19 protein-coding genes are annotated in these 21,142 nt (G+C 64.3%); 14 read left to right on the top strand and 5 right to left on the bottom strand.

Going from position 1 to position 21,142, the window contains the following annotated elements; translation table 11 throughout:
- Positions 1-66 precede the first annotated feature (66 nt).
- The 4 genes from X907_RS03410 (at position 67) to X907_RS03395 (ending at position 4,485) form a co-directional block, all read left to right on the top strand.
- Positions 67-1,350: an alkaline phosphatase family protein gene (locus tag X907_RS03410; protein WP_233352507.1), complete on the top strand. Its 1,284-nt coding sequence runs from the start codon at positions 67-69 to the stop codon at positions 1,348-1,350.
- A gap of 105 nt (positions 1,351-1,455) precedes the next feature.
- Positions 1,456-1,671 carry an AMP nucleosidase gene (locus X907_RS03405; RefSeq protein WP_127565643.1) on the top strand — a complete coding sequence of 72 codons (216 nt, stop codon included), beginning with the start codon at positions 1,456-1,458 and terminating at the stop codon, positions 1,669-1,671.
- Positions 1,672-1,687: 16 nt separating this feature from the next.
- Positions 1,688-3,187 carry an AMP nucleosidase gene (locus X907_RS03400; RefSeq protein ID WP_373870258.1) on the top strand — a complete coding sequence of 500 codons (1,500 nt, stop codon included), beginning with the start codon at positions 1,688-1,690 and terminating at the stop codon, positions 3,185-3,187.
- A gap of 35 nt (positions 3,188-3,222) precedes the next feature.
- A complete protein-coding gene (locus tag X907_RS03395) occupies positions 3,223-4,485 on the top strand; it encodes a SulP family inorganic anion transporter (protein ID WP_127565642.1) in 1,263 nt (420 codons plus the stop codon).
- Here X907_RS03395 and X907_RS03390 read toward each other — a convergent pair.
- Entirely contained in the window at positions 4,482-6,551 is a 2,070-nt protein-coding gene (locus X907_RS03390) for a putative bifunctional diguanylate cyclase/phosphodiesterase (protein ID WP_127565641.1), read from the bottom strand. The genes X907_RS03395 and X907_RS03390 overlap by 4 nt on opposite strands.
- A 127-nt stretch (positions 6,552-6,678) precedes the next feature.
- Between X907_RS03390 and X907_RS03385 the strand changes: the two genes are divergently transcribed.
- The 4 genes from X907_RS03385 to X907_RS03370 all read left to right on the top strand — a co-directional run bounded on the left by X907_RS03385 (position 6,679) and on the right by X907_RS03370 (position 10,535).
- Positions 6,679-7,449: a tyrosine-protein phosphatase gene (locus X907_RS03385; protein ID WP_127565640.1), complete on the top strand. Its 771-nt coding sequence runs from the start codon at positions 6,679-6,681 to the stop codon at positions 7,447-7,449.
- A gap of 6 nt (positions 7,450-7,455) precedes the next feature.
- Positions 7,456-8,778 (top strand): anthranilate synthase component I family protein, encoded by a 1,323-nt coding sequence (locus tag X907_RS03380; protein ID WP_233352506.1) that lies wholly within the window; start codon positions 7,456-7,458, stop codon positions 8,776-8,778.
- Entirely contained in the window at positions 8,775-9,590 is an 816-nt protein-coding gene (locus X907_RS03375) for an aminotransferase class IV (protein WP_127565639.1), read from the top strand. The genes X907_RS03380 and X907_RS03375 overlap by 4 nt, the downstream gene beginning before the upstream one ends.
- A gap of 75 nt (positions 9,591-9,665) precedes the next feature.
- The gene (locus X907_RS03370; RefSeq protein WP_170175445.1) at positions 9,666-10,535 is read left to right on the top strand and encodes an alpha/beta fold hydrolase; all 870 of its coding nucleotides are present in this window, start codon (positions 9,666-9,668) and stop codon (positions 10,533-10,535) included.
- A gap of 310 nt (positions 10,536-10,845) precedes the next feature.
- Here X907_RS03370 and X907_RS03365 read toward each other — a convergent pair whose 3' ends face one another.
- The gene (locus tag X907_RS03365) at positions 10,846-11,034 is read right to left on the bottom strand and encodes a DUF1289 domain-containing protein (RefSeq protein WP_127565637.1); all 189 of its coding nucleotides are present in this window, start codon (positions 11,032-11,034) and stop codon (positions 10,846-10,848) included.
- Positions 11,035-11,169: 135 nt separating this feature from the next.
- Here X907_RS03365 and X907_RS03360 point away from each other — a divergent pair, with 135 nt between their 5' ends.
- The 3 genes from X907_RS03360 to X907_RS03350 all read left to right on the top strand — a co-directional run bounded on the left by X907_RS03360 (position 11,170) and on the right by X907_RS03350 (position 14,321).
- Positions 11,170-12,450, top strand: a complete 1,281-nt coding sequence (locus X907_RS03360) for a NupC/NupG family nucleoside CNT transporter (protein ID WP_127565636.1) — start codon at positions 11,170-11,172, stop codon at positions 12,448-12,450.
- 182 nt (positions 12,451-12,632) lie between these two features.
- A complete protein-coding gene (locus X907_RS03355) occupies positions 12,633-13,910 on the top strand; it encodes an NAD(P)/FAD-dependent oxidoreductase (RefSeq protein ID WP_233352505.1) in 1,278 nt (425 codons plus the stop codon).
- A 12-nt stretch (positions 13,911-13,922) separates the two neighbouring features.
- The gene (locus X907_RS03350) at positions 13,923-14,321 is read left to right on the top strand and encodes a DUF5368 domain-containing protein (RefSeq protein ID WP_170175444.1); all 399 of its coding nucleotides are present in this window, start codon (positions 13,923-13,925) and stop codon (positions 14,319-14,321) included.
- Here the strand turns inward: X907_RS03350 and X907_RS14690 are convergent.
- Entirely contained in the window at positions 14,286-15,008 is a 723-nt protein-coding gene (locus X907_RS14690; RefSeq protein ID WP_127565634.1) for an acyltransferase, read from the bottom strand. The two genes, X907_RS03350 and X907_RS14690, sit on opposite strands and share 36 nt — an antisense overlap.
- Positions 15,009-15,029: 21 nt before the next feature.
- On the opposite strand from X907_RS14690, the gene X907_RS03340 reads away from it, so the two are divergent.
- From X907_RS03340 to X907_RS03330, 3 genes are all read left to right on the top strand, one after another.
- A complete protein-coding gene (locus X907_RS03340; protein WP_127565633.1) occupies positions 15,030-15,305 on the top strand; it encodes a DUF3253 domain-containing protein in 276 nt (91 codons plus the stop codon).
- Positions 15,298-15,894, top strand: coding sequence for a uracil-DNA glycosylase family protein (locus X907_RS03335; protein ID WP_127565632.1), 597 nt, complete (start codon positions 15,298-15,300; stop codon positions 15,892-15,894). Before X907_RS03340 ends, X907_RS03335 begins: the two co-directional genes overlap by 8 nt.
- 180 nt (positions 15,895-16,074) lie before the next feature.
- On the top strand, positions 16,075-17,154 hold the full coding sequence (locus X907_RS03330) for a Leu/Phe/Val dehydrogenase (protein ID WP_127565631.1): 1,080 nt from the start codon (positions 16,075-16,077) through the stop codon (positions 17,152-17,154).
- A 143-nt stretch (positions 17,155-17,297) separates the two neighbouring features.
- Here the strand turns inward: X907_RS03330 and ligA are convergent, their stop codons facing one another.
- A complete protein-coding gene (ligA, locus tag X907_RS03325; protein WP_127565630.1) occupies positions 17,298-19,433 on the bottom strand; it encodes an NAD-dependent DNA ligase LigA in 2,136 nt (711 codons plus the stop codon).
- A complete protein-coding gene (recN, locus tag X907_RS03320; protein WP_127565629.1) occupies positions 19,430-21,133 on the bottom strand; it encodes a DNA repair protein RecN in 1,704 nt (567 codons plus the stop codon). The genes ligA and recN overlap by 4 nt, the downstream gene beginning before the upstream one ends.
- Positions 21,134-21,142 lie beyond the last annotated feature (9 nt).

Here is a 21,142-nt window from a genome sequence, read left to right as displayed (position 1 = left end):
TCATGCCAGTGACACGCGGCCGCGCTACCAGCCGGGTACCATTTCCGGCCTGCAAGAGGGAAAAACATGATGACGCCGTTCCGCAACCTGCTCATCCTTGCCACCTTCGCCGGGCTGACCGCATGCGCCAGCACAGACCCGCTTCGCGAGGCCGCGTCCGCGCCCTCAGACGAACCGATTGTGCTGATGATCGGCGTGGACGGGCTGACGGCTGATGCGCTGGACCTGTTCGAGGCGCCGAACATGCAGGCGCTCGCCAATCGCGGTATCCGGCCTGAAGGCATGATTCCAGTGATGCCGAGCGTCACCTTCACCAATTTCTACTCCATCGCGACCGGGCTCTACCCGGAAGATCACGGCATGATCAACAATGCGCCGTTCGACCGGGAGCTGAACGAAGGCTTCGTCAACCCTATGAGCGCGCAGGACAGCCGCTGGTGGGCGGGCGAGCCGATCTGGATCACGGCAGAGCGTCAGGGCCTGCCCACCTCGATCATGTTCTGGCTGGGCAGTGAGGTTGAATTTGCCGGAGACCGCCCGACCCGCTGGACGCCCTACGAGCACAACAAGCCCTACGAAGAACGCGTGGAAGAGGTGCTGGCCTGGTTCGACGGGCCGCAAGAGGAGCGCCCGCGCTTTGCCGCCGTCTATTTCGACCTTGTCGACACGATCGGGCACCGTACCGGCGCCAACACGCCCGAAGTTGGCGAGGCGGTTGCGACTGTCGATCGCCATATCGGCAATCTGGTGGCCGGGCTGGAAGCGCGCGGCCTTCTGGAACGCACCAATATCATCATCGTGTCCGACCACGGCATGGCCACCAACCCGGAAGACCAGGTGATCCATTTTGATCAGTGGATCGATCTCGATACGGTCTATATCCCCGAAATCGAAGGACGCGGTGGCAATGGCTTCCGCCCCTTCCTGAACGTCTATGGTGAGCCGGACGCGATTGATGCCGCCCATCAGGCCCTTCAGGGCGCACACCCGCACATGCGGGCGTGGAAGCGCGGCGAGATGCCGGACCATTTCCGTTTCGACCATCCCACGCGCGGCCCGGACCTGTTTGTGCTGGCCGATCCGGGCTGGACGATGAGCGCACGCGATCTGCCGCTGGGCAGTCCGTGGCGCTCTATGGGCGTACACGGGCACGACAGTATCGACCCGCTCATGCACGCAGGCTTTGTTGCCGCCGGTCCGGCCTTCCCCGAAGGCACGCGTCCGGGCCTGTTTGAGAACATCAATGTCTATCTGCTGATCGCGTGCATTCTCGACCTCGAACCTGCCGACACGGCGGGCGATCCGGCCGTGGTGTCCGCCCTGACAGACGGGCGCTGCGAGCTGGAGTAGTTTCGCGGGTGCAACCAGCTTTCCCACCTCCCGGCTTGGCCTTCGCGATGTGACAGGCTATCGAGGGAGGAACGACTCCATTTGCCACACGGAAGGAAGCCCGGCATGTCCAACGCGCCACATCGCATCACCTTTATCGCGTCGACCTTTTCCGCTGCGGCGCTGGAGTTTCATCGCGGGCGGATGTCCGAGCGCGGCTACCGCATGGAAGGCCGTATCGAGCCGACCGTGTTCCAGCGCATCAATGATGACGGCTCGACCAGCGACGAGTTTGGCGGCGAGCCGGTATTCACCGTGACCTTCACCAAGCGCGAAGAATAGGAAGGCAGGCCACACCTTGCTGCCTGCCAGCCCCGTCCGGCCAGAAGCCGTTGCCGACACATTCGAGCCTGCCACCACCGCAGCAGAGGCCGTCGACCGGCTGAGCGCGCTTTATGCCCGCTCGGTCGCCTCCCTGCGCGCAGCGCTGAAAACCTATCTGGATGGCGGGCTGCCGCCGGGCGGCGCAGACCGGGCTTGCGGGCTATTTGCCTATCCCGAGCTTCGCATTACCTACAGGCCGGACGGACCTGTGCCCCCCTTGAGCCGGGCCTTCGGCAAGTTTTCTGAAAGCGGTGTCTACACCCAGACGATTACGCACCCCGAACTGTTTCGCGATTACCTTACAACGCAGATCGGCCTGCTTCAGGGCGAGTATGATGTGCTGGTGGAAACCGGGATTTCCACCCAGGAAATTCCGTTCTCCTACGTGCTGGACGGCGCCGAGGACCTGGACATGGACGGCGCGGCACCAGCCGAACTGGTGCGCCATTTTCCCTATGCCGACCTGTCGCGCATTGATGATGCCCTGCCCAATGGCGAGCGGCCCTCCATCCCGGGCACGCCGCGCCCGCTATCCCTGTTTGATGGCGCCCGCACCGATTACTCGCTCCAGCGCATCAAGCACTATACCGGCACACCGTTCGAGGATGTTCAGGACTTCATCCTGTTCACCAACTATCACCGCTATGTCGATGCGTTTGTGGCCTGGGCCGCCGAGCAGCTCAAAGGCGATAACGAGTACGAATCCCTGTCTGCGGCGGGATTTGTCCATGTCGATGCCAACACGGATGATCCGCTGGGCGTGGTGGAAAGTGCGCCCTGGCGGCGCTTCCAGATGCCGGCCTATCATCTGAAGGCCCCCGGACGGCGCGGTATCACGCTGGTCAATATCGGCGTCGGCCCGTCCAACGCGAAGAACATTACCGACCATCTGGCCGTGCTGCGGCCTGAATGCTGGCTGATGATCGGCCATTGCGGCGGGCTTCGCCACTCCCAGCGCTTGGGCGACTATGTGCTGGCCCACGCCTATCTGCGCTATGACGCGGTGCTGGACCGCGACCTGCCGGTAGAAATTCCGATCCCCCCGATTGCGGAGATCCAGATCGCCCTGCAGGACGCGGTCAAGCGTGTCAGCGGCGACAAGGGCGAGGCGCTCAAACGCCGCCTGCGCACCGGCACGGTCGTTACCCATGCCGACCGGAACTGGGAGCTGCGCTATCTGCAGGAAGCCCGGCGCATCAACCAGTCACGCTCCATCGCTGTTGACATGGAAAGCGCCACGATTGCCGCCAACGGCTTCCGCCTGCGCGTGCCCTACGGAACGCTGCTATGCGTCTCGGACAAGCCGCTGCATGGCGAGCTGAAACTGCCGGGCGCCGCTAACCGCTTCTACAACAAGTCCGTCTCAGAACACCTGCTAGCGGGCATCGAGACGGTTCACATCCTGAAAGAGGCGGGCTCCGAAGCCCTGCACTCACGCAAGCTCAGAAGTTTTGACGAGCCGCCGTTCCGGTAACAGCGAACGGGGACAGCTCCGGTAGGCACGATGTCATGCAGCCCAAGATACTGACGACGCTGCGGGACTATAGCTGGAAACAGTTTTCCGCCGATGTGATGGCCGGGTTAACGGTTGCGCTCATTGCGCTGCCGCTCAGCCTTGCCATTGCGATTGCGTCGGGTGCGGACCCGGCCAAGGGGCTTGTCACCGCGATTGTAGGCGGGTTTTTCGTCTCGCTGCTGGGCGGCAGCCGGGTCCAGATCGGCGGACCGACCGGCGCGTTTATCGTCGTGGTGTTCGGCATTATCGCGCAGCACGGCTATGACGGGCTGGTTCTGGCAACGCTGATGGCAGGCCTTATCCTTCTGGCCGCTGGATGGTTGCGGGTCGGCAATCTCATTGCCTACGTGCCTGAGGCCGTCATCAACGGCTTCACCATCGGCATCGCCATTATCATTGCCACCAGCCAGCTAAAGGACTTCTTCGGGCTGGAGCTCGCCATGGTGCCAGCCGAGTTTGTGGAAAAGCTCGCTGCGCTCTGGAGCGCGCGCGGCAGCTTTAATCCCTGGGCGGCAGGCATCGCCGCCAGCAGCCTGGCTGTCATCGCCTTGCTGCGCTGGATGTTCCCGCGCTTTCCCGGCCTCTTGCTGGTGATGGCCGCCGCCTCGGTGCTGGTTGTCAGCTTCGGCCTGCCCGTGGACACGATTGCCGCTCGCTTTGGCGAATTGCCCGGCGGTTTTCCAGCGCCTTCGGTGCCGGATGTCTCGGTGGAGCGCCTGCTTGCCCTCCTGCCATCGGCCCTCATCATCGCGTTTCTCGCCGCGGTGGAGTCGCTTCTCTCGGCGCTCGTTGCCGACAAGATGATCGAGACACGCCACCGGCCCAACGCGGAGGTGGCGGCGCAGGGCACGGCCAATCTGGCTTCGGCCCTGTTTGGCGGCATGCCGGTCACAGGTGCCATCGCGCGCACTGCGACCAACATCAAGGCGGGTGGACGCACACCCGTAGCAGGCATCGTCCACGCGCTGGCCCTGTTGCTGATCCTGCTGTTTGCCTCTGGCCTTGCCGGTTATCTGGTTTTGCCGGCACTGGCCGCCCTGCTCATACTGACCGCGTGGAACATGAGCGAGCCACACAAATGGCGCGAGTATGCGAAGCTGCCACGGGCCGATCTGGCCCTGCTGGTGCTCACACTGCTATTGACCGTCTTCGTCGACCTGGCGGTAGCGGTCGGGGCCGGTGTTGGCATCGGGCTGGCGCTCAGGCTGCGCAAATCGAAGCCCGAGCCGAAGGACTGGACGCCGCCGAAGCGCTAGGCGCGCTTTGCAGGCTTTGCCGGAAACGGCGCTATGGCGTTCGCACCGCTAATGCGGATACGCGTGCCGAGCTGGGCAACGATTGCGATAGGCGCCGGGCGGCCGAGCAGGAAGCCCTGCCCCTCATCGCAGCTCTCCAGATGCAGAAGGTCCAGCTGCTCCTGTGTCTCGATGCCTTCGGCCAGCACCGGAATGGAGAGGCTCTTGGCCAGCACCAGCACGGCGCGCACAACAGCCAGCGAGCGCTGGTCGGTCTTCAGCTCGTCAGTGAAGGATTTATCCAGCTTGATCTTGTCGAACGGGAAGGTGCGCAGCGTGTCGAGCGAGGAATAGCCGGTGCCAAAATCATCCAGCGCAATCGACACGCCCAATGCCTTGATCTGCCGCATGATGTGCAGCGACTGGGCCTTGTCCTTGATGAGCGCCGTTTCGGTCAGCTCGATCTCCAGGCGCGCCGGCGGCAGGCCAGTCTCGATCAGCACCTGATGTATCTGCTGGGGCAGGCCGATATGGGTCAGCTGGATGGCTGAGAGATTCACCGCCACCTTGTGCGGATGCGGCCATGAGGCAGCGTCCACACACGCCTTGCGCAGCACCCAGTCACCCAGAGGCAGGATCAGACCATTGGCTTCAGCCAGCGGAATGAAGTCCGCCGGCGAGATCGAGCCTTTCTCCGGGTGTGTCCAGCGCAGCAGGGCTTCATAGCCGCGCACCTCACCCGTACCGATAGCGGTCTGGACCTGATAGTGCAGGGCCAGCTCGTCATTATCGATGGCGTGGCGCAGATCATTGGCGAGCTGGCGGCGTTCGCGAACGATCTCACCGAGCTCCGAGTTGTAGAAGCACACATTGACCAGCGGATCCGATTTCGCCCGGTACATGGCCAGGTCCGCATTGCGCACCAGCGTGTCGCGGTCTTCGCCATCGCGCGGGTAAACGGCCACGCCAATACTTCCGCCCGGACTGGCTTCCAGCGTCCCGTAAGCAATGGGCTCACACAGAAGCGCTTCGAGCTGCTGGACGAGCTTTTGCAGCTCGGTCTCGTCCGCCGTTTTCAGGATGACACAGAACTCGTCTCCGCCCAGACGGGCAGCGAAATGGCGCGCGCCGTCAAACTTGCGCAGGCGCTCGGCGAGTTCACACAATACATGATCGCCAGCGGCATGGCCCCAGCTGTCATTGATGTCCTTGAAGCGGTTCAGATCTATCGCCGCGACCGCCGTGCTGCCCGAATGCTGGCCGGCCAGACGCGCATCCAGGCGCGTGGAAAAGCTCGTCCGGTTGGGAAGGCCGGTGAGCGGATCATGAAGGGCCATATGGCGCAGTTGCGCATCAGAAGCCTCGCGCATGCGCTTTTCGATATAGAAGGTCGCAAGCCCGGTCCCCAGGATCAGAACGCCGGCAATCGCCACCGCCACGGCCATGACCGTGAAGGCCGCAGAGTTGGCACCGGGCTGGTATCCGGCAATCGGCTCGACCATGAAGGCTGCCATGCCGGTAAAGTGCAAAAGCACAATCCCGGCCACCAGAGTGAGCGATGGCACCATGCAGCGCCAGCCACCCTGCCAGCGCACCGTCAGGTGCAGCGCCGCTGCGGCGAAAGCAACCGCCATCGCGATCGCAGCTGCGATATAGCCCGCATCCCAGGTGACGATGCCGTCGACCCGGTAGGCGAACATGCCGATGAAATGCATCGCGCTTATCGTGAGGCCCAGCAGAGCGCCGCCAAATAGCGGCGCAAACTTCAGCGCGCGACTGGTGGCCAGGAGAAAGGCAAGGCCGGAGCCGCCAATGGCGATAAGGCCGGACGCAATCGTCAGCCAGGCATCCAGCGTCACCGCCGTACCCGGTTGATAGCCCAGCATGGCGATGAAGTGAGTCGTCCAGATGGCAGACCCGGCGCAGATGGCGGCGAGAAATGCCCAGCCGACGCGAGCCATTCCTTCAGCACGGACAACCTGCCTGTAAAGACGGATCGTAACCGTAGCGCCAATAACGCACATCACGGCCGCCAGCAGCACAAACCACAGGTTATGCTCTGTAAACAGGCAAGTGAACACGCGCATCGGACAACCCCACCTAATGGTGCATTCTTATATGTTTTGACGATCTGATAGATTGCACAGGTTAAATTTCCCTGCCCGGACGTGCGCAAGCCTTGCTGGCCGCAGGCGGGCAGGCTAGGTCAGGTGCATGAGCGATCGTGTCCTGCGCCTTGAGGGCGTCCATAATTTCCGGAAGTTCGGTGCGTACGACCTTGCAACAGGCGGCAAGGTGCGTGACGGGCTTTACAGGTCTGGCCAGTTTTCCCGGGCCACGCCGTCCGATATCGAAACCATGGATGGCTTGTCCGTTCGTGTCGTGGCGGATCTGCGCCGCCCGCGCGAACGCGAGGCCGAACCGTCACACTGGCCGCAGCGTGAGGGCGTGACCGTTCTCGCCAGCGACCATGCCGGCTCGTCCGAGCCGCCTCACCTGGTCTTCCTGCGTGAAAGCGACATGTCGCTGGACTCCATTCGCGGCTTCATGACACAGACCTATCGCCGCCTGCCCTTCGATCCGGGCAATCAGTGGGTCTTCGCCAACGGGCTGCGCCAGCTCGCCGATAGCAAGCCCGAAGACGGCTTCATCGTGCATTGTGCCGCCGGCAAGGACCGCACCGGCCTGTTCTGCGCCTTGTTGCTGACCGCTCTGGGCGTCGATGAGGAAATGGTACGCGAAGACTATCTGATGACCAACACGGCTGTTGATTTCGACCGCCTGGTACCGGCTGTCGGCAAGCGGCTGGAAGAGACACTCGGCAAGAAAACCGGCCATGAGGAGCTGCGCGCCTTCCTGGGTGTGGACCCGGTCTATTACGACGCCGCGATGGAGGCGATCGGCGATCAGCGCGCGTATCTGCGCGATGCGCTGGGGCTGGAAGACGCTGTCATCGAACGCCTGCGCGAGACCCTCACCGGATAATGCATCATGGCTGAACCGGCCGCCTCATCAGGGCCAGACCTGCCGCTCGCCTGGCGGGCGCCAGCGGACTATCTTGCGGCCATCGCCGATCAGCCCGGCGCTCTGCTGCTTTCAGGCGGAGACGGGACGCCGCGCGGGCGCTTCAGCTATCTGACAGCCTTTGCAGCAGACATGATGCGATCTCCGGCTCAGGGCGATCCGCTGCAGCCTTTAAAGGCGGCCCGTCTACGCTATCCGGATGCTTGGATTGGCGGCCTTCTGAACTACGATCTCGCGGCCCGGTTCGAGGCGCTGCCCTCACCGCCCGCTCCGCTGACCCCATGGCCGGTAATGGCGATGGGCGTATATGAAGCCGTGGCCGTCTTTGACCATCAGGCAGGCAGCGCGGCCGTAAGGGGTGAACCTGTCGCAGCCGCGCGCCTGCATGCGGCTCTCATCTCTGCGCCCGCAACACCCGCCCGCGCGCAGCTAGTGGCACCTCTGCAGCCGGTATGGCGCGAGGAGCACTATCTGGACGCTGCGAACGCGGCACTTGGCTATGTCCGTGCAGGCGATGTCTTCCAGGTCAATCTGTCCCACCGCTTCGCCGCCCGGATCAAAGGCGCGCAAGCGCCGCTGGCCGTCCTGAAAGCACTTGCCGCTACCAGCCCGGCGCCATTTGCCGTCTATGTGCGCCTTGATGAGGAGCGGGTGGTGATTTCCAACTCGCCCGAACGCTTCTGGTCACTGAGCAGCGATGGGCAGGTCGAAACACGCCCGATCAAGGGCACCCGGCCACGCGGGAGCAATCGGGAAAGCGATGCGGCACTGGCCGCCGAACTCGCAGCATCGCTCAAGGACCGGGCGGAAAACCTGATGATTGTCGATCTCATGCGCAATGACCTGTCGCGCGTGTGCGTCGCCGGCAGTGTGACCGTGCCGGAACTGTTCGCGGTGGAGAGCTTTGCCAATGTCCACCATCTGGTCTCGGCGGTGACAGGCCAAATGGCGCCCGGCAAGGACGTTTTCGATCTGCTTGCTGCCAGCTTCCCGCCCGGCTCCATCACCGGCGCGCCCAAGGTGCGGGCGATGGAGATCATTGCCGAGCTTGAAAGAGAGGCGAGAGGGCCCTATTGCGGCGCAGCCGGTCTGATGTCCCCTGATGGCAGCGCAATGTTCAATGTTATGATCCGTACCGCAGGATTTGTGGCGCACGGCGATGAATGGACTGTCGAGGCGCGCTCCGGCGGTGCCATCACGATCGACAGCCAGCCTGAGGCGGAGCTTGCCGAGACGCATGCCAAGATCGCGATGCTGAAACAGGCCATCGAAAGGGCGGGGCACCTATGATCTGGCTGAACGGCACCATTATGGAGGCCGGGCAGGCCCGCATCGGCATTGCCGACCGGGGATTTCTGCTGGGCGACGGCCTGTTTGAGACCATGCGCCTTGAAGCGGGCAGCTTGCGCCGCTGGGACCGGCATCTGGCCCGGCTGACCGAAGGCCTTGCGGCGCTGGATATTCCATTTGATGCCGGGCTGGACATACCCGGCATCGCCGCGGATCTCGCCCGGCGCAACGCGCTGGACGCCGCCACCATCCGCCTGACCGTCACGCGGGGTGAAGGCGGGCGCGGGCTGGAGGCGGATGAGGCGGCACCGACTGTCGCGATAACGGCCAGCGCGTTGCCGCCGCGGCCTGATGGTTTGCGCCTGATAACGCTCGACGCGCCGCGCCGCGCACCGCTCACCCTGGCTGCGCATTACAAGATGATCGGCTATGGCGACAATATCCTTGCCCGGCGGATGGCAAAGGCGCGCGGCGGCGACATGGCCGTGATGCTGTCACCGGAAGGGCGTATCGCCTGCGCCGACAGTGCCAATCTGTTCTGGGTCACGGGCCGGACAATCTACACGCCTTCGCTGGACACCGGCGCCCTTAACGGCACAACGCGGGCGGCCATCCTTGATGGTTTTGCCCGGCGCGGACTGCACGTGGAGGAAGACCATTTCCGCCAGGAATCATTCGCCTCGGCTGAAGCAATCATCGTGACCAATGCCACGCTGGGCGCAGTGCCCGCGGCCATGCTGGACGGGCGATTGCTGAAAACGGACAGCACCCTTGCCGCACTGGTCTGCGATATAGAGCGCGATGCGCGCTAGCGGTGCGCCGCGCTCTTGATCGGCAGGCAAACAGGCGCATCTTCGCAAGTGCAACACCGCAGGAGGCCAGCCGGTTTGTCTGATCTGAGACCCGAAACACGCCGCTTCACCTTGCCCGATGGCGAGATAAGCGCTCTCGTCTGGCCAAAGCCCGGCGCGACACGGCTCATCTTCCTGCACGGCAATGGCTTCAACGCACTCTCGGGGAAGAAGCTGCTGGAGAGGCTGGCAGACCACTACGAGATCATCGCGCCGGACCTTCGTGGCCATGGTGCCACCACCCTGCCCGCTGACCCGGCCCGCCATCGTGACTGGTATGTCTATACCCGCGATATGAAGGCCATGCTGGATCAGCTGGATGACCGCCCCTTCGTGCTGGCCGGCCACTCCATGGGCGGGGTGATCGCCCTGCTGACGGCGGAAAAGCTTGAGACCAAGCCGCTGGGGCTCGCCCTTATCGATCCGGTGATCCTGCCCGGCGGCTTCTACGCCTTCAATCACACTCCGCTCTGGCACCTCACATGGCGGCGCTTCCCGCTGGTGCAGGGTGCGCTGCGGCGGGGCAATTTCTGGCCCGAGGTGCAAGCAGTGAAGGCCCGCTATGCCAGCCGCCCGCCCTTCTCCTACTGGGCGACGGGCGTGCTGGACGACTATCTGGCTGGCGGACTGAAACCCGTTGAAGGCGGATTTGCGCTCGCCTGCGATCCGCACTGGGAAGCGGCCAACTATGCCTCCCACCGCCATGATCCTGTCCGGGCCGCCCGCAGGGCCGGTGCCCCTATCACGGTGCTCAAGGCCGAAAAGGCCTCCACCGTGCGCGATGAGGCCGGGCTGAAGCGCGCTGGCGCCGTGATCACCCCCCTGCCCGGCCATTCCCACCTCGCCCCGATGGAGAACCCGGCGGCTTGCGCGGAGTGGATTGCCGGTGTGGTGGAGGGGTTTTGATCTTTTTTTATGCTCCGCACATCCGTGCGTCGCTCCTCGCATTGGCTCGAGCGCGCGGTCGCGCTAGCGGGCCGCTGATGCGGCCCGAATGGCCATTGACCTGTCCACCGGGGTCCCCCGCCCCGACGGGGGACCCAGAGATAAAAAGCTGGGTTCCGGATAACGCCTTCGGCGTTTCCAGAATGACGATGTGGGAGGCGCTCAGGGATGCCGCTGTCCCGGCGCGCAGCGCCGCAAGCGCGAACGCGCGCCCGCGACTTTTCGCGGAATATCGCAACGCGGATGCGTTGCGGAACTAAAAGAGGTGTGGCTACCTCACCTTCGTCTCATAGGCGCTACGGCGTTCATCCAGCGCGGGTTTAACCGCCTCGCGCTCGGCCTCGCTCATTTTCGTCCAGCGGCCGAGCTCTTCCATGGTGCGGAAACAGCCGACGCAAATCCCTTCGCGCGGATCGACGAAACAGACCTTGATGCAGGGTGACCAGACGGGTGCGTTCATGGCCTTCACATAAGGCCTGCACCCACTAGCCTGCAAGCGCTTCCCCTTTGTCTGCACCCTGCCTATTGTGCGTTAACACTTGGCGGGCTAGCACCCGCGCTTTCTCGCATCACGCCTGCCGTCCGGGGGACATTCATGGAAGATATAGGCCTGCAGCTGCGCAGCCTTCTGGGCGTGTTCGCCTTTGTCGCCATCGCCTGGGCGCTGGGTCCGCGCAAAATGCCCCCCTGGGTGCTGATCCTGGGCGCGGTGATCGTGCAGTTTGCCATCGCCTTTGCCCTCTACAGCTTTGCGCCCACGCGCGCCTTCCTTGCCTCGCTGACCGGCGTGGTGGAGGTGCTGCAGGCCGCGACCACCATGGGGACGAGCTTCGTCTTCGGCTATGTCGGCGGTGGAGAAGCTCCCTTCCTCATCAACCCGGATGCCAACGCCTCCACCTTTATCTTCGCGTTTCAGGCTCTGCCCATGGTGATCGTGCTGTCGGCGATCTCGGCGCTGCTCTGGCGCTGGCGGGTGCTGGAATTTGCCGTGCGCGGTTTTGCGCTCCTGTTCCGGCGTATCCTCAATCTCTCCGGCGCGGCGAGCCTTGGCGCAGCGGCGAACATCTTTCTTGGCATGACCGAAAGCCCGGTACTGATCCGCCCGCGCCTGCCCACGATGAGCCGGTCTGACCTGTTCCTCATCATGACGGTGGGCTTCTCCACGGTCGCAGGCTCGGTGATGGCGATCTATGTCAGCCAGCTGACGGGCGTGGTCGCGGATGCCGCCGGCCACATCCTCACCGCCTCGCTGATCTCGGTACCGGCCGCGGTGCTGCTCGCCCGCCTCATGCACCCGCAGGACGAAACAGAGGAGCAGGCCAGCAAGGAGAAGGTGCCGGTCAATCTCTACCATTCCTCGATGGATGCGCTGACGACCGGCGTGTCGGACGGTGTGCGCCTGTTTGTGAACATCATCGCCATGCTGCTGGTGTTCACCGCTATCGTGGCGCTGATCAATTTCTCGCTGGCGACGGCTGGCGAGATCAATGGCGCGCCGATGTCGGTGGAGCGGGTGCTCGGCTGGTTCTTTGCGCCTCTGGTATGGCTCGCCGGCATTCCGTGGGCAGAAGCGCAAACCGCAGGCTCCATCATGGGGCTGAAAACCGCGCTGAACGAGATTTTCGCCTATGACGCGCTGTCCAACACTGGCGATGAGCTGTCCGCGCGCTCGCGCCTCATCATGACCTATGCGGTGTGCGGCTTTGCCAATTTCTCGTCCGTCGGCATCCTGATCGGCGGCCTCATTGCGGTCGCGCCCTCACGCCGGGCAGACATTCTCTCGCTGGCCCCGCGCGCACTGATCTCTGGCACGCTGGCAACGCTAATGACCGGCGCCGTGATCGGCGCCCTGCCGGGCGGATTGTTTGGACTCTAGGCGCCACACTATCCGGACCGGATCGCGCACCATGTGAAACGCCTTGGTAACTTTAAAGACCACACATAGTGTGGGGCTTAAAGGGTTGGACCAAGGGAATCGCCATGCGCAATGAAGGGCCATCGCGCCCCACATTCTCCCCAGGCGCCGGGTTTCAGATCGGCCGCCGGACGTTTCTCCAGATGGGCGCGGCAGGACTGGCCGCAGGTGGCCTGGTATCAGCCTGCGCACCTGCGCCAGAGCGGGTTCAGACCAGCGCACATATCGTCATCGCAGGCGCAGGTGCCGCAGGGCTGACCGCAGCCTCCCGCCTCGCGCAGCGGCTGGACGGCGCACGTATCACCATTATCGATCCGCGCGTACGCCATCTTTATCAGCCCGGCTTCACCCTGATCGCGGCGGGCCTGCAACCGGCGCGCTATTCGGTCAGCCGGACCGCCTCCTATCTGCCACGTGACGTGAACTGGATCGAGGCAGGCGTGGCCGAGTTTGATCCTGACGCCAACACGGTGGTGACCAGCACGGGCCAGCGTGTGCGCTATGATTACCTATTCGCGGCCGTGGGCATCGACCTCGATTACGGTGCCATCGAGGGCATGGATACCAGCCTTATCGGGCAAAACGGTCTGGGCAGCGTCTATCACAGCCCGGAGGCCGCTGAAGCCACCTGGCGGTCGCTTGACCGGTTTGCCGAAACCGGCGGGGAGGCGCTCTTCCTGCGCCCAGCCACGGAAATGAAATGCGCGGGCGCGCCGCTGAAATACACCTTCATCGTGGACGACATATTGCGGCGGCGCGGCACACGCAGCCGGTCTGCGCTAACGTACGCCGCTCATAACAACGTGCTCTTCAGCGTGCCGATTGTCTCTGAGAAGGTGCGCATGCTCTATCAGGACCGCGCCGTCGACACGCTTTACGGCCACGTCCTCAAATCGATTGATCCAGGCGCGCGCCGGGCCGTCTTCGATACGCCCGGCGGCGAGGTGGAGCGCGCTTACGACTTCATCAATGTGATCCCGCCCATGCGCGCGGCCGCTGCTCTGCGCAACAGCCCGCTTGCCTGGACGAGCGGCCCCTATGCCTTCGATGGCTGGGCGGAGGTGGACCGGTACACTCTGCGCCATGTCCGCTTCCCCAACGTCTTCGTCGTCGGTGATGCGACCGGTGTACCCAAGGGCAAGACAGCCGCCAGCGTGAAATGGCAGGTGCCGGTAGCCATCGATCATCTGGCCGCAGAACTGGCCGGCACACAAAGCGACAGCCGCTATGACGGCTACACCTCCTGCCCGCTCATCACCCGGCTGGGCCGGGCCATGCTGGTGGAGTTCGATTATCAGGACAATCTAACCCCTTCCTTCCCCGGCGTGATTGCACCGCTGGAAGAGCTCTGGATTTCCTGGGTGATGAAGACGATCGCGCTGAAGCCGACCTATGTGTCGATGCTGCGCGGCGAAGCGTAAGGAGGACGCGCGGTGCAGGAACTTGATCCCGGCGTGATGCTGGCCGTGCTGCTGGAAATGATGGGAATCTGGTTCTGGATTCTCGGCGCGCTGGCGCTCTGCGGGCTGACAGGTTTTGGCTGGATCATCGTGCGCGAACGCGGCCTGTCCAGTGGGCGCCTCGTGCGGTCCCAGGCGTTTGCCCTGCTCGCCGGGGCCGCTGCCCTGGTACTGATGGCCCATGTCACCAAGTCCGGCTTTACCGATGCAGGCGGGCCTATCGACTGGCTGCTGATCGTTGCCATCTTTGCGGGCGGCTGGATTGGCGGGACCATTCTGATCTATGCGGCGATGGGCTGGTGGCGTTTCATGCCGGGCCAAGAGAGGCTAGTCGCCCTAATCACCCGCCTTCGGCCACAGCCTGCTGCGTAGCCAGCCAAGGGTGGAATTGCCTTTGAGCGCGTCGCGATAGGCATTCTCCATGAAGGCGTTCAGCCCCTTGGGATCGCCGAGCAAATCCATGCGGGTCTTGTAGGGACCGTCAGGGTCGAGCTCTTTGACCGGCCTTGCCGGATTGCCCGCAACGACCGTGTTGGCAGGCACATCGCGGGTCACGACGCTGCGCGCGCCGATGACCGCATTATCACCGATACTGATGCCCTTGCCGACAAAGGCGCCGTCACCAATCCAGACATTGCGGCCAATGGTGACGGGCTTGCTTTCGGGGCGCGGATCGATGCGGTCATACAGCCCGTGCCAGTCAGAATCGGTAATGGTGACGGATTTCGCGATCAGCGCGCCATCGCCGATGGTGATCGACCCGCCCGCCAGCAGGCGCACCCCGCCCGCGAAAAAGCAGCAATCGCCAATCGTGATGGAGCCGGGCACATCGCCGGGCGACCAGACGGTGAAGCTGACCGGCTGATCGCTACGGGTGACCACATGCAACGCCCGCCCTACCCGGATGTTCGGCCCGAACACTTCCATATTCCAGGGGCGCACGATTTTGGGGTCCGGGCCAAGGGCCTCAAAATGGGCTTTGACGAAATGGGAGACCCAGGCGTTCTCATACGCCTCCCACGCGCGGTGCATCCAGTAGGGGCGGTGGTCACGGCGCATGATCGGCGCTATCTCCAGTCCATGAACAAGCAAACGATAGAAAGCGCGATTCTCGCCCTCGTCGAGCAACGCGGTGCCGGTAAATCGATCTGCCCGTCAGAAGCGGCCCGCGCCGTCTGGCCGGAGGAGTGGCAAAAGCGCATGCGCGAAGTGCGCGGCGTGGCCGTCGGCATGGCCCGCAAGGGCGAGATTTCCATCCTGCGCAAAGGCAAGCCGGTGGACCCGGACGACTTCAAGGGTGTCTACCGCCTGTCCCTGCCCGTCGCGTCGGACGCGCCGCCCGAGGCCGATGGCTGACGATTTTAATACGCTGGCCACAGACATCCGCGCCTGCCGGGTGTGCCAGCCAGCGCTTGGCCATCCCTGCCGCCCGGTCCTGCAGGGCAGCGCATCGGCCCGCATCCGCATTATCGGTCAGGCACCCGGCACCCGCGTGCAAGCATCGGGGCGTCCCTTCACTGATCCGTCGGGTGACCGGCTGCGGGACTGGATGGGGGTCAGCGAGGCGGAGTTCTATGATCCGCGCCTGTTTGCGATCACGCCCATGGGTTTCTGCTTTCCCGGCCTTGATGCGAAGGGATCAGACCTGCCGCCCCGGCGCGAATGCGCCCCGCTCTGGCATGACCGCGTAACCGCCAGCCTGCCCGATGTGGAGATGATTCTGCTGGTCGGGCTGCACGCCCAACGCCGCTATCTGGCCTTGCCCTCTTCAGCGACGCTCACAGGAACCGTGCTGCGCTGGCGAGAATTCTTTCCGCAGTATGTTGCGCTGCCGCATCCCAGCTGGCGCAATTCGGGCTGGCTCAAGCGGAACCCATGGTTTGAAAACGAGGTTTTGCCCTCCCTGCGCCTTCGCATCCGCGAAATTCTGCCGCGCACACTTTGACCGGACAAACTGCGTTATATTTCCGCGACTTGCGTTAACGCCGCACGGCGCGTAAATGGCGGCCATGAAACGGGCGGATCCGGTCTTGAAGGGCATGTTTCGGGCAAAGCACCCACCCTCGCCGTTGATACCGCTGCCATCGCGCTGAACGCCAGCGCGTCTTCAAAAAGGAACTCCCCCATGAGCGTGCCTGCCAGCGTGTTTGAACACCCCGCGTTCGATAATCATGAGAAGGTATTGTTTGCCACCGACCCGGCTACGGGGTTGCAGGCGATCCTCGCCGTGCATTCCACCGTGCGCGGCCCGGCCGTGGGCGGCTGCCGCATGTGGGCCTATGAGAGCTCTGCTGACGCCGTGACCGACGTGCTGCGCCTGTCGCAAGGCATGAGCTACAAGAACATCATGGCCGATTTGCCGATTGGCGGCGGCAAGAGCGTCATCATCAAGCCGGAAGGCGATTTCGACCGCGACGCGCTGTTCCAGGCGTTTGGCCGCGCCGTGGACTCGCTGAACGGGCATTACATCTCGGCTGAGGATGTGGGCGTCAGCCCGGCTGACATGCTCAGCGCCCGGCGCACCACGCGCCATGTGGTCGGCCTGCCTGATGGTACGGGCGATCCCTCCCCCATCACCGCCAAGGGCGTGTTCCTGGGCATCCAGCTCGTTGCCGAGAAGGCGCTGGGCAATTCATCGCTCGCGGGCGTGCGCATTGCCGTTCAAGGCGCAACCGGCCATGTCGGCTCCTATCTGTGCGAGCATCTGGCCAAGGCCGGCGCGGAGCTGACCCTGACCGACATCCACGAGGATGCACTGCAGGCGCTGGCCGCAAAGCTCGGCGCGAAGACCGTCGGCAAGGACGATATTTACGATGTCGAGGCCGATATTTTCGCGCCTTGCGCCCTGGGGTCCATCATCAACGAGAAAACCATCGACCGGCTGAAAGTGCGCGCCGTTGCGGGCGCGGCCAACAACCAGCTCGCCACGCGCGAGATGGGCGCCGAGCTGATGAAGCGCAAAATCGCCTACGCCCCGGACTATGTCATCAATGCTGGCGGCATCATCAATATCATGGGCGAGATCGATGCCCGCTTCGACAAGAAATGGGTCGAGGGCAAGCTGCAGGGTCTCAAATCCACGCTCGGCGAAATTCTCGACACGGCAGAGAATGAAGGCCGCCCGGCCAACCTCATCGCCGACGAGATCGCCCGCCAGCGCATCGAGGATGCCCGATCAGGCAATAATCTGCAGGCGGCGGAGTAGATGGCACTCTTTCCTCCCCCGTTTACGGGGGAGGTGGCCTGAAAGGCCGGAGGGGGGCTCTTTTTGTTATCCCCCCCCTCGCCGCTTCGCGGCACTCCCCCCGTAAACGGGGGGAGAAAACAGGTGGTCCGATTTCACGTCCCCTACCCGCCAATCAGTACCAGCCACTCATCTTCGGTCAGGGTTGTCACGCCGAGCTCGGTGGCCTTTTTCAGCTTTGAACCCGCGCCGGGTCCGGCGATGAGATAATCGGTCTTGGCCGATACTGACCCGGCCACCTTCGCGCCAAGGCTCTGCGCGCGGGCCTTGGCCTCATCGCGGGTGAAGCGCTCCAGCGCGCCGGTGAAGACAACCGTCTTGCCGGCTACCGGGCTGTCGGTCGCGACCGCCTCGGCGTCTTCCACTTTTACCTGGTCGAGCAGGCGCGCAAGCGCAGCGCGGTTATGCTCCTCGGCGAAGAAGCGGCCAATGGCATCGACCGCCGTATCGCCCAGCCCGTCAACGCCCAGCATGGCCTCGCGCGCCTCGCCCTCTTCGCCAGCGCGCGCGGCAGCGGCCTCGAACGCATCCCAGCTGCCATAAGTGCGCGCCAGAAGCCGCGAGGTTTCCTCGCCCACATGGCGCACGCCCAGCGCATTGATGAAGCGGGCAAGACCGATGGAGCGGCGCGCCTCGATGGAGTCAAACAGGTTCGCGGCGGACTTCTCGCCCCAGCCCTCACGCTCGGCAATCGGCGGCGTTATCTGGCCATCACCATTGCGCGCGGCGAGCGTGAAAATGTCGGCAGGCTCCTTCACAATGCCTTCCTCATAGAAGGCCTCGACCTGCTTCTCGCCCAGCCCCTCAATATCGAACGCCTTGCGGGCGACGAAGTGTTTCAGGTGCTCCTTGCGCTGATAGGGGCAGGCAAACTCGCCAGTGCAGCGGGTGACGGCATTGACCTCGCCGGTGCGCGGATTCACCTCGCGCTCGGCGGGCGTCTGCAGCGGACAGGGGCAGACCTTCGGGAACACAAAGGCCTGCTCGCTGCCATCGCGCCGGTCTTTGAGCACGTCGACAATCTGCGGGATCACATCGCCCGCACGCTGGACGATCACGGTGTCGCCGATGCGGATGTCGGTTCCGCCACGGATAGGCTCGCCGTCCTTGCCGACGCCCCTAATATAATCCTCATTGTGCAGCGTGGCGTTGGAGACCACGACGCCACCCACGGTGACGGGTTCGAGCTTGGCCACAGGGGTGAGCGCGCCGGTACGGCCCACCTGGATCTCGATATTATTGAGCTTCGTCACCGCCTTTTCGGGCGAGAATTTATGCGCGATGGCCCAGCGCGGGGCGCGCGCGACAAAGCCCAGGCGCGCCTGCCAGTCCAGCCGGTCCACCTTGTAGACGACGCCATCTATATCGTAGCCCAGCTCCGCCCGGCGCGCTTCCAGATCGCGATAATGGGCCAGCAGCGCGTCCACGCCCTCGCACCGCTTCATGTCGTCATTCGTGGTGAAGCCCAGCGCCTTCAGGCGCTCAACCGCGCCGGACTGGGTGTCGGCCAAGGGTTCAGACACCTCGCCCCAGGCATAGGCGAAAAAGCGCAAAGGACGCGTGGCGGTAATCTCCGGATCGATCTGACGCAGCGAACCGGCGGCGGCGTTGCGCGGGTTCTTGTAGGCCGGCTTGCCAGCCGCCTCCTGAGCCGCGTTCAGCGCCGCGAAGTCTGCATGGCTCAAATAAACCTCGCCGCGCACTTCCAGCACGTCCGGCACATCGCCGGTGAGCGTTTTGGGTATCTCATTCAGCGTCTTGAGGTTTTCGGTGACGTTCTCGCCCGTCTGGCCGTCTCCGCGCGTCGCGCCCGACCGGAGCACACCCTTCTCATAACGCAAGGATGCCGACAGACCGTCAATCTTCGGCTCGGCAGTGAAGGCGAGCGTTTCGTCGTCCTTCAAATTCAGAAAGCGGCGTATGCGCGCCTCGAACGCGGCCACATCGTCTTCGTCAAAGGCATTGCCGAGCGACAGCATGGGCACGGCATGGCGCACCTCGGCAAATTTGCCCGATGGCTTGGCGCCGATGGTCTGCGTGGGACTTTCCGCGTGGGCCAGCTCCGGGAAAGCTGCTTCCAGTGCCTCCAGCCGGGCACGCAAGCCATCATATTCGGCGTCAGTAATGACCGGCGCATCTTCCGCATAATAGGCGCGGTCATGGGCCGCGATCTCTTCGGCGAGGCGCGCATGCTCGGCAGCGGCGGCCTCCGGGGACAGGTTTTCGATTTCGGAGCTCACGATGCCATCAGCTCATCAGCAGCGGCGCGTGCCGCTTCGGTCACTTCCGCGCCCGACAGCATGCGCGCGATCTCCTCGCGGCGCTCCCGCCCGTCCAGCGGTACGACGCGGGTGCGCATGGCCTCGCCTTCCTCGGATTTGGCGATTTTCCAGTGATGGCCCGCGCGGGCAGCAACCTGCGGGGAGTGGGTGACAACCAGCGCCTGCCCGCCTTCGGCAAGGCGCGCCAGCCGGTGGCCCACCGCATCGGCCACCGCCCCGCCAACCCCCTGATCGACCTCGTCAAACACCATCACAATGCCGCTGTCGGACCCCGCCAGGCACACTTTCAGCGCCAGCGCGAAGCGCGACAGCTCGCCGCCCGACGCAATCCGGTCCAGCGGACCAAACGGCGCGCCCGGATTGGTGGACACCTCGAACGCCACCGAGTCCCAGCCCGACGGGCCGGCGCGGGTCTCGTCGCTAGTGACGGCAACGCGGAAGCGTGCCTTTTCCAGTTTGAGCGGAGCGAGTTCGGCCATCACGGCAGCGGCGAGCTTCTCGCCTTGCGTCTTGCGTGCCTCGCTCAAGGCACTGGCAGCGCGGGCATAATCAGCTTCAGCGGCTTTCAGCGCGGCTTCGGCTTCGCGTGTGCGGCCTTCCCCGTCGGCCACCGCATCGAGCCGTTCGGCGAGTTCAGCGCGCAGGGCCGGCAGGGCGTCCACCTCCACCTGATGCTTGCGGGCGAGGGCGCGCAGGGCAAACAGGCGCTCTTCGGCACGTTCCAGTGCGCCGGGCTCCACCTCGAAGGCGGAAGCCGCATCAGTGAGCGCGCTTTCAGCCTCGTCAAACTCGATCAGCGCGCGCTCCAGTGCGCCGCTGGCCCGGTCCAGAGCGCTGACGGCATTGGCCTGCGCGCTGTCTGCAGCCGCGTCTGCGCCAAGGCTCGCACGCACGCGTTCCAGGCCCTTGAGCGCATGATTGAGGCGGCTCGCCACGGCGTCAGAACCGGAAAAGGCTTCCGAGGCGGCCTGCAGGTCGGAGAGCGCCGTCTCGGCCTGCTGCAGGAAACGGCGTTCTGCGGCCAGCTGCTCTTCCTCGCCAAGGCGGGGATGAAGCGCGTCCAGCGCCTCGACCGCGTCGCGCAGGAAGACCTCCTCCTCGGCGGCGCGCGCCTTGTCCGCTTTCAGCTTCTCGACATGGCGGCGGGCCGCGCTCAGCGTGTCCCATGCCTGCGCCACAGCGGCCATGCGCGCGCCATTGCGGGCATAATCGTCCAGAAGACGCTTGTGGGATTTGGGATCGAGCAGGCCGCGCCCGTCATGCTGGCCATGGATTTCCACCAGCACATCGCCCAGCGCCCGCAACAGGCCGACGCTTGCCGGCTGGTCGTTCACATGCGCGCGGGAACGGCCATCGGCGGTAATGACGCGGCGCAGAATGACCGGCTCACCCGGCTCGAAGCTGATTCCGGCCTCATCCAGCAAGGAAAGGGCTGTGTGCCCGTCTGGCAGGTCAAAGACCGCGATGGCACTGCCCTGATCGGCGCCGGCGCGCACCATGGCCCGGTCCGCGCGCTCCCCGCACGCAAGGCCCAGCGCGCCCAGCAGGATGGATTTGCCGGCCCCGGTTTCGCCGGTCAGCGCGGAAAGGCCGGGCTGAAAGGCAAGGTCCAGCCGGTCAATGAGGACGATGTCGCGTATGGAGAGGGATGCGAGCATGGCTCCCCT

This window comes from Glycocaulis alkaliphilus (assembly GCF_004000605.1).
Lineage (GTDB): Bacteria > Pseudomonadota > Alphaproteobacteria > Caulobacterales > Maricaulaceae > Glycocaulis > Glycocaulis alkaliphilus.
The sequence above is the reverse complement of the archived record's forward strand: the minus strand, read 5'-3'. Positions and strand labels throughout refer to the sequence as shown.

Excerpts from the sequence above, each read along its gene's own strand:
- X907_RS03410 (WP_233352507.1), top strand. The coding sequence starts at position 67 with ATGATGACGCCGTTCCGCAACCTGCTCATCCTTGCCACCTTCGCCGGG.
- X907_RS03405 (WP_127565643.1), top strand. The coding sequence starts at position 1,456 with ATGTCCAACGCGCCACATCGCATCACCTTTATCGCGTCGACCTTTTCC.
- X907_RS03395 (WP_127565642.1), top strand. The coding sequence starts at position 3,223 with ATGCAGCCCAAGATACTGACGACGCTGCGGGACTATAGCTGGAAACAG.
- X907_RS03390 (WP_127565641.1), bottom strand. The coding sequence starts at position 6,551 with ATGCGCGTGTTCACTTGCCTGTTTACAGAGCATAACCTGTGGTTTGTG.
- X907_RS03385 (WP_127565640.1), top strand. The coding sequence starts at position 6,679 with ATGAGCGATCGTGTCCTGCGCCTTGAGGGCGTCCATAATTTCCGGAAG.
- X907_RS03380 (WP_233352506.1), top strand. The coding sequence starts at position 7,456 with ATGGCTGAACCGGCCGCCTCATCAGGGCCAGACCTGCCGCTCGCCTGG.
- X907_RS03375 (WP_127565639.1), top strand. The coding sequence starts at position 8,775 with ATGATCTGGCTGAACGGCACCATTATGGAGGCCGGGCAGGCCCGCATC.
- X907_RS03365 (WP_127565637.1), bottom strand. The coding sequence starts at position 11,034 with ATGAACGCACCCGTCTGGTCACCCTGCATCAAGGTCTGTTTCGTCGAT.
- X907_RS03360 (WP_127565636.1), top strand. The coding sequence starts at position 11,170 with ATGGAAGATATAGGCCTGCAGCTGCGCAGCCTTCTGGGCGTGTTCGCC.
- X907_RS03355 (WP_233352505.1), top strand. The coding sequence starts at position 12,633 with ATGGGCGCGGCAGGACTGGCCGCAGGTGGCCTGGTATCAGCCTGCGCA.
- X907_RS14690 (WP_127565634.1), bottom strand. The coding sequence starts at position 15,008 with ATGCGCCGTGACCACCGCCCCTACTGGATGCACCGCGCGTGGGAGGCG.
- X907_RS03340 (WP_127565633.1), top strand. The coding sequence starts at position 15,030 with ATGAACAAGCAAACGATAGAAAGCGCGATTCTCGCCCTCGTCGAGCAA.
- X907_RS03335 (WP_127565632.1), top strand. The coding sequence starts at position 15,298 with ATGGCTGACGATTTTAATACGCTGGCCACAGACATCCGCGCCTGCCGG.
- X907_RS03330 (WP_127565631.1), top strand. The coding sequence starts at position 16,075 with ATGAGCGTGCCTGCCAGCGTGTTTGAACACCCCGCGTTCGATAATCAT.
- recN (WP_127565629.1), bottom strand. The coding sequence starts at position 21,133 with ATGCTCGCATCCCTCTCCATACGCGACATCGTCCTCATTGACCGGCTG.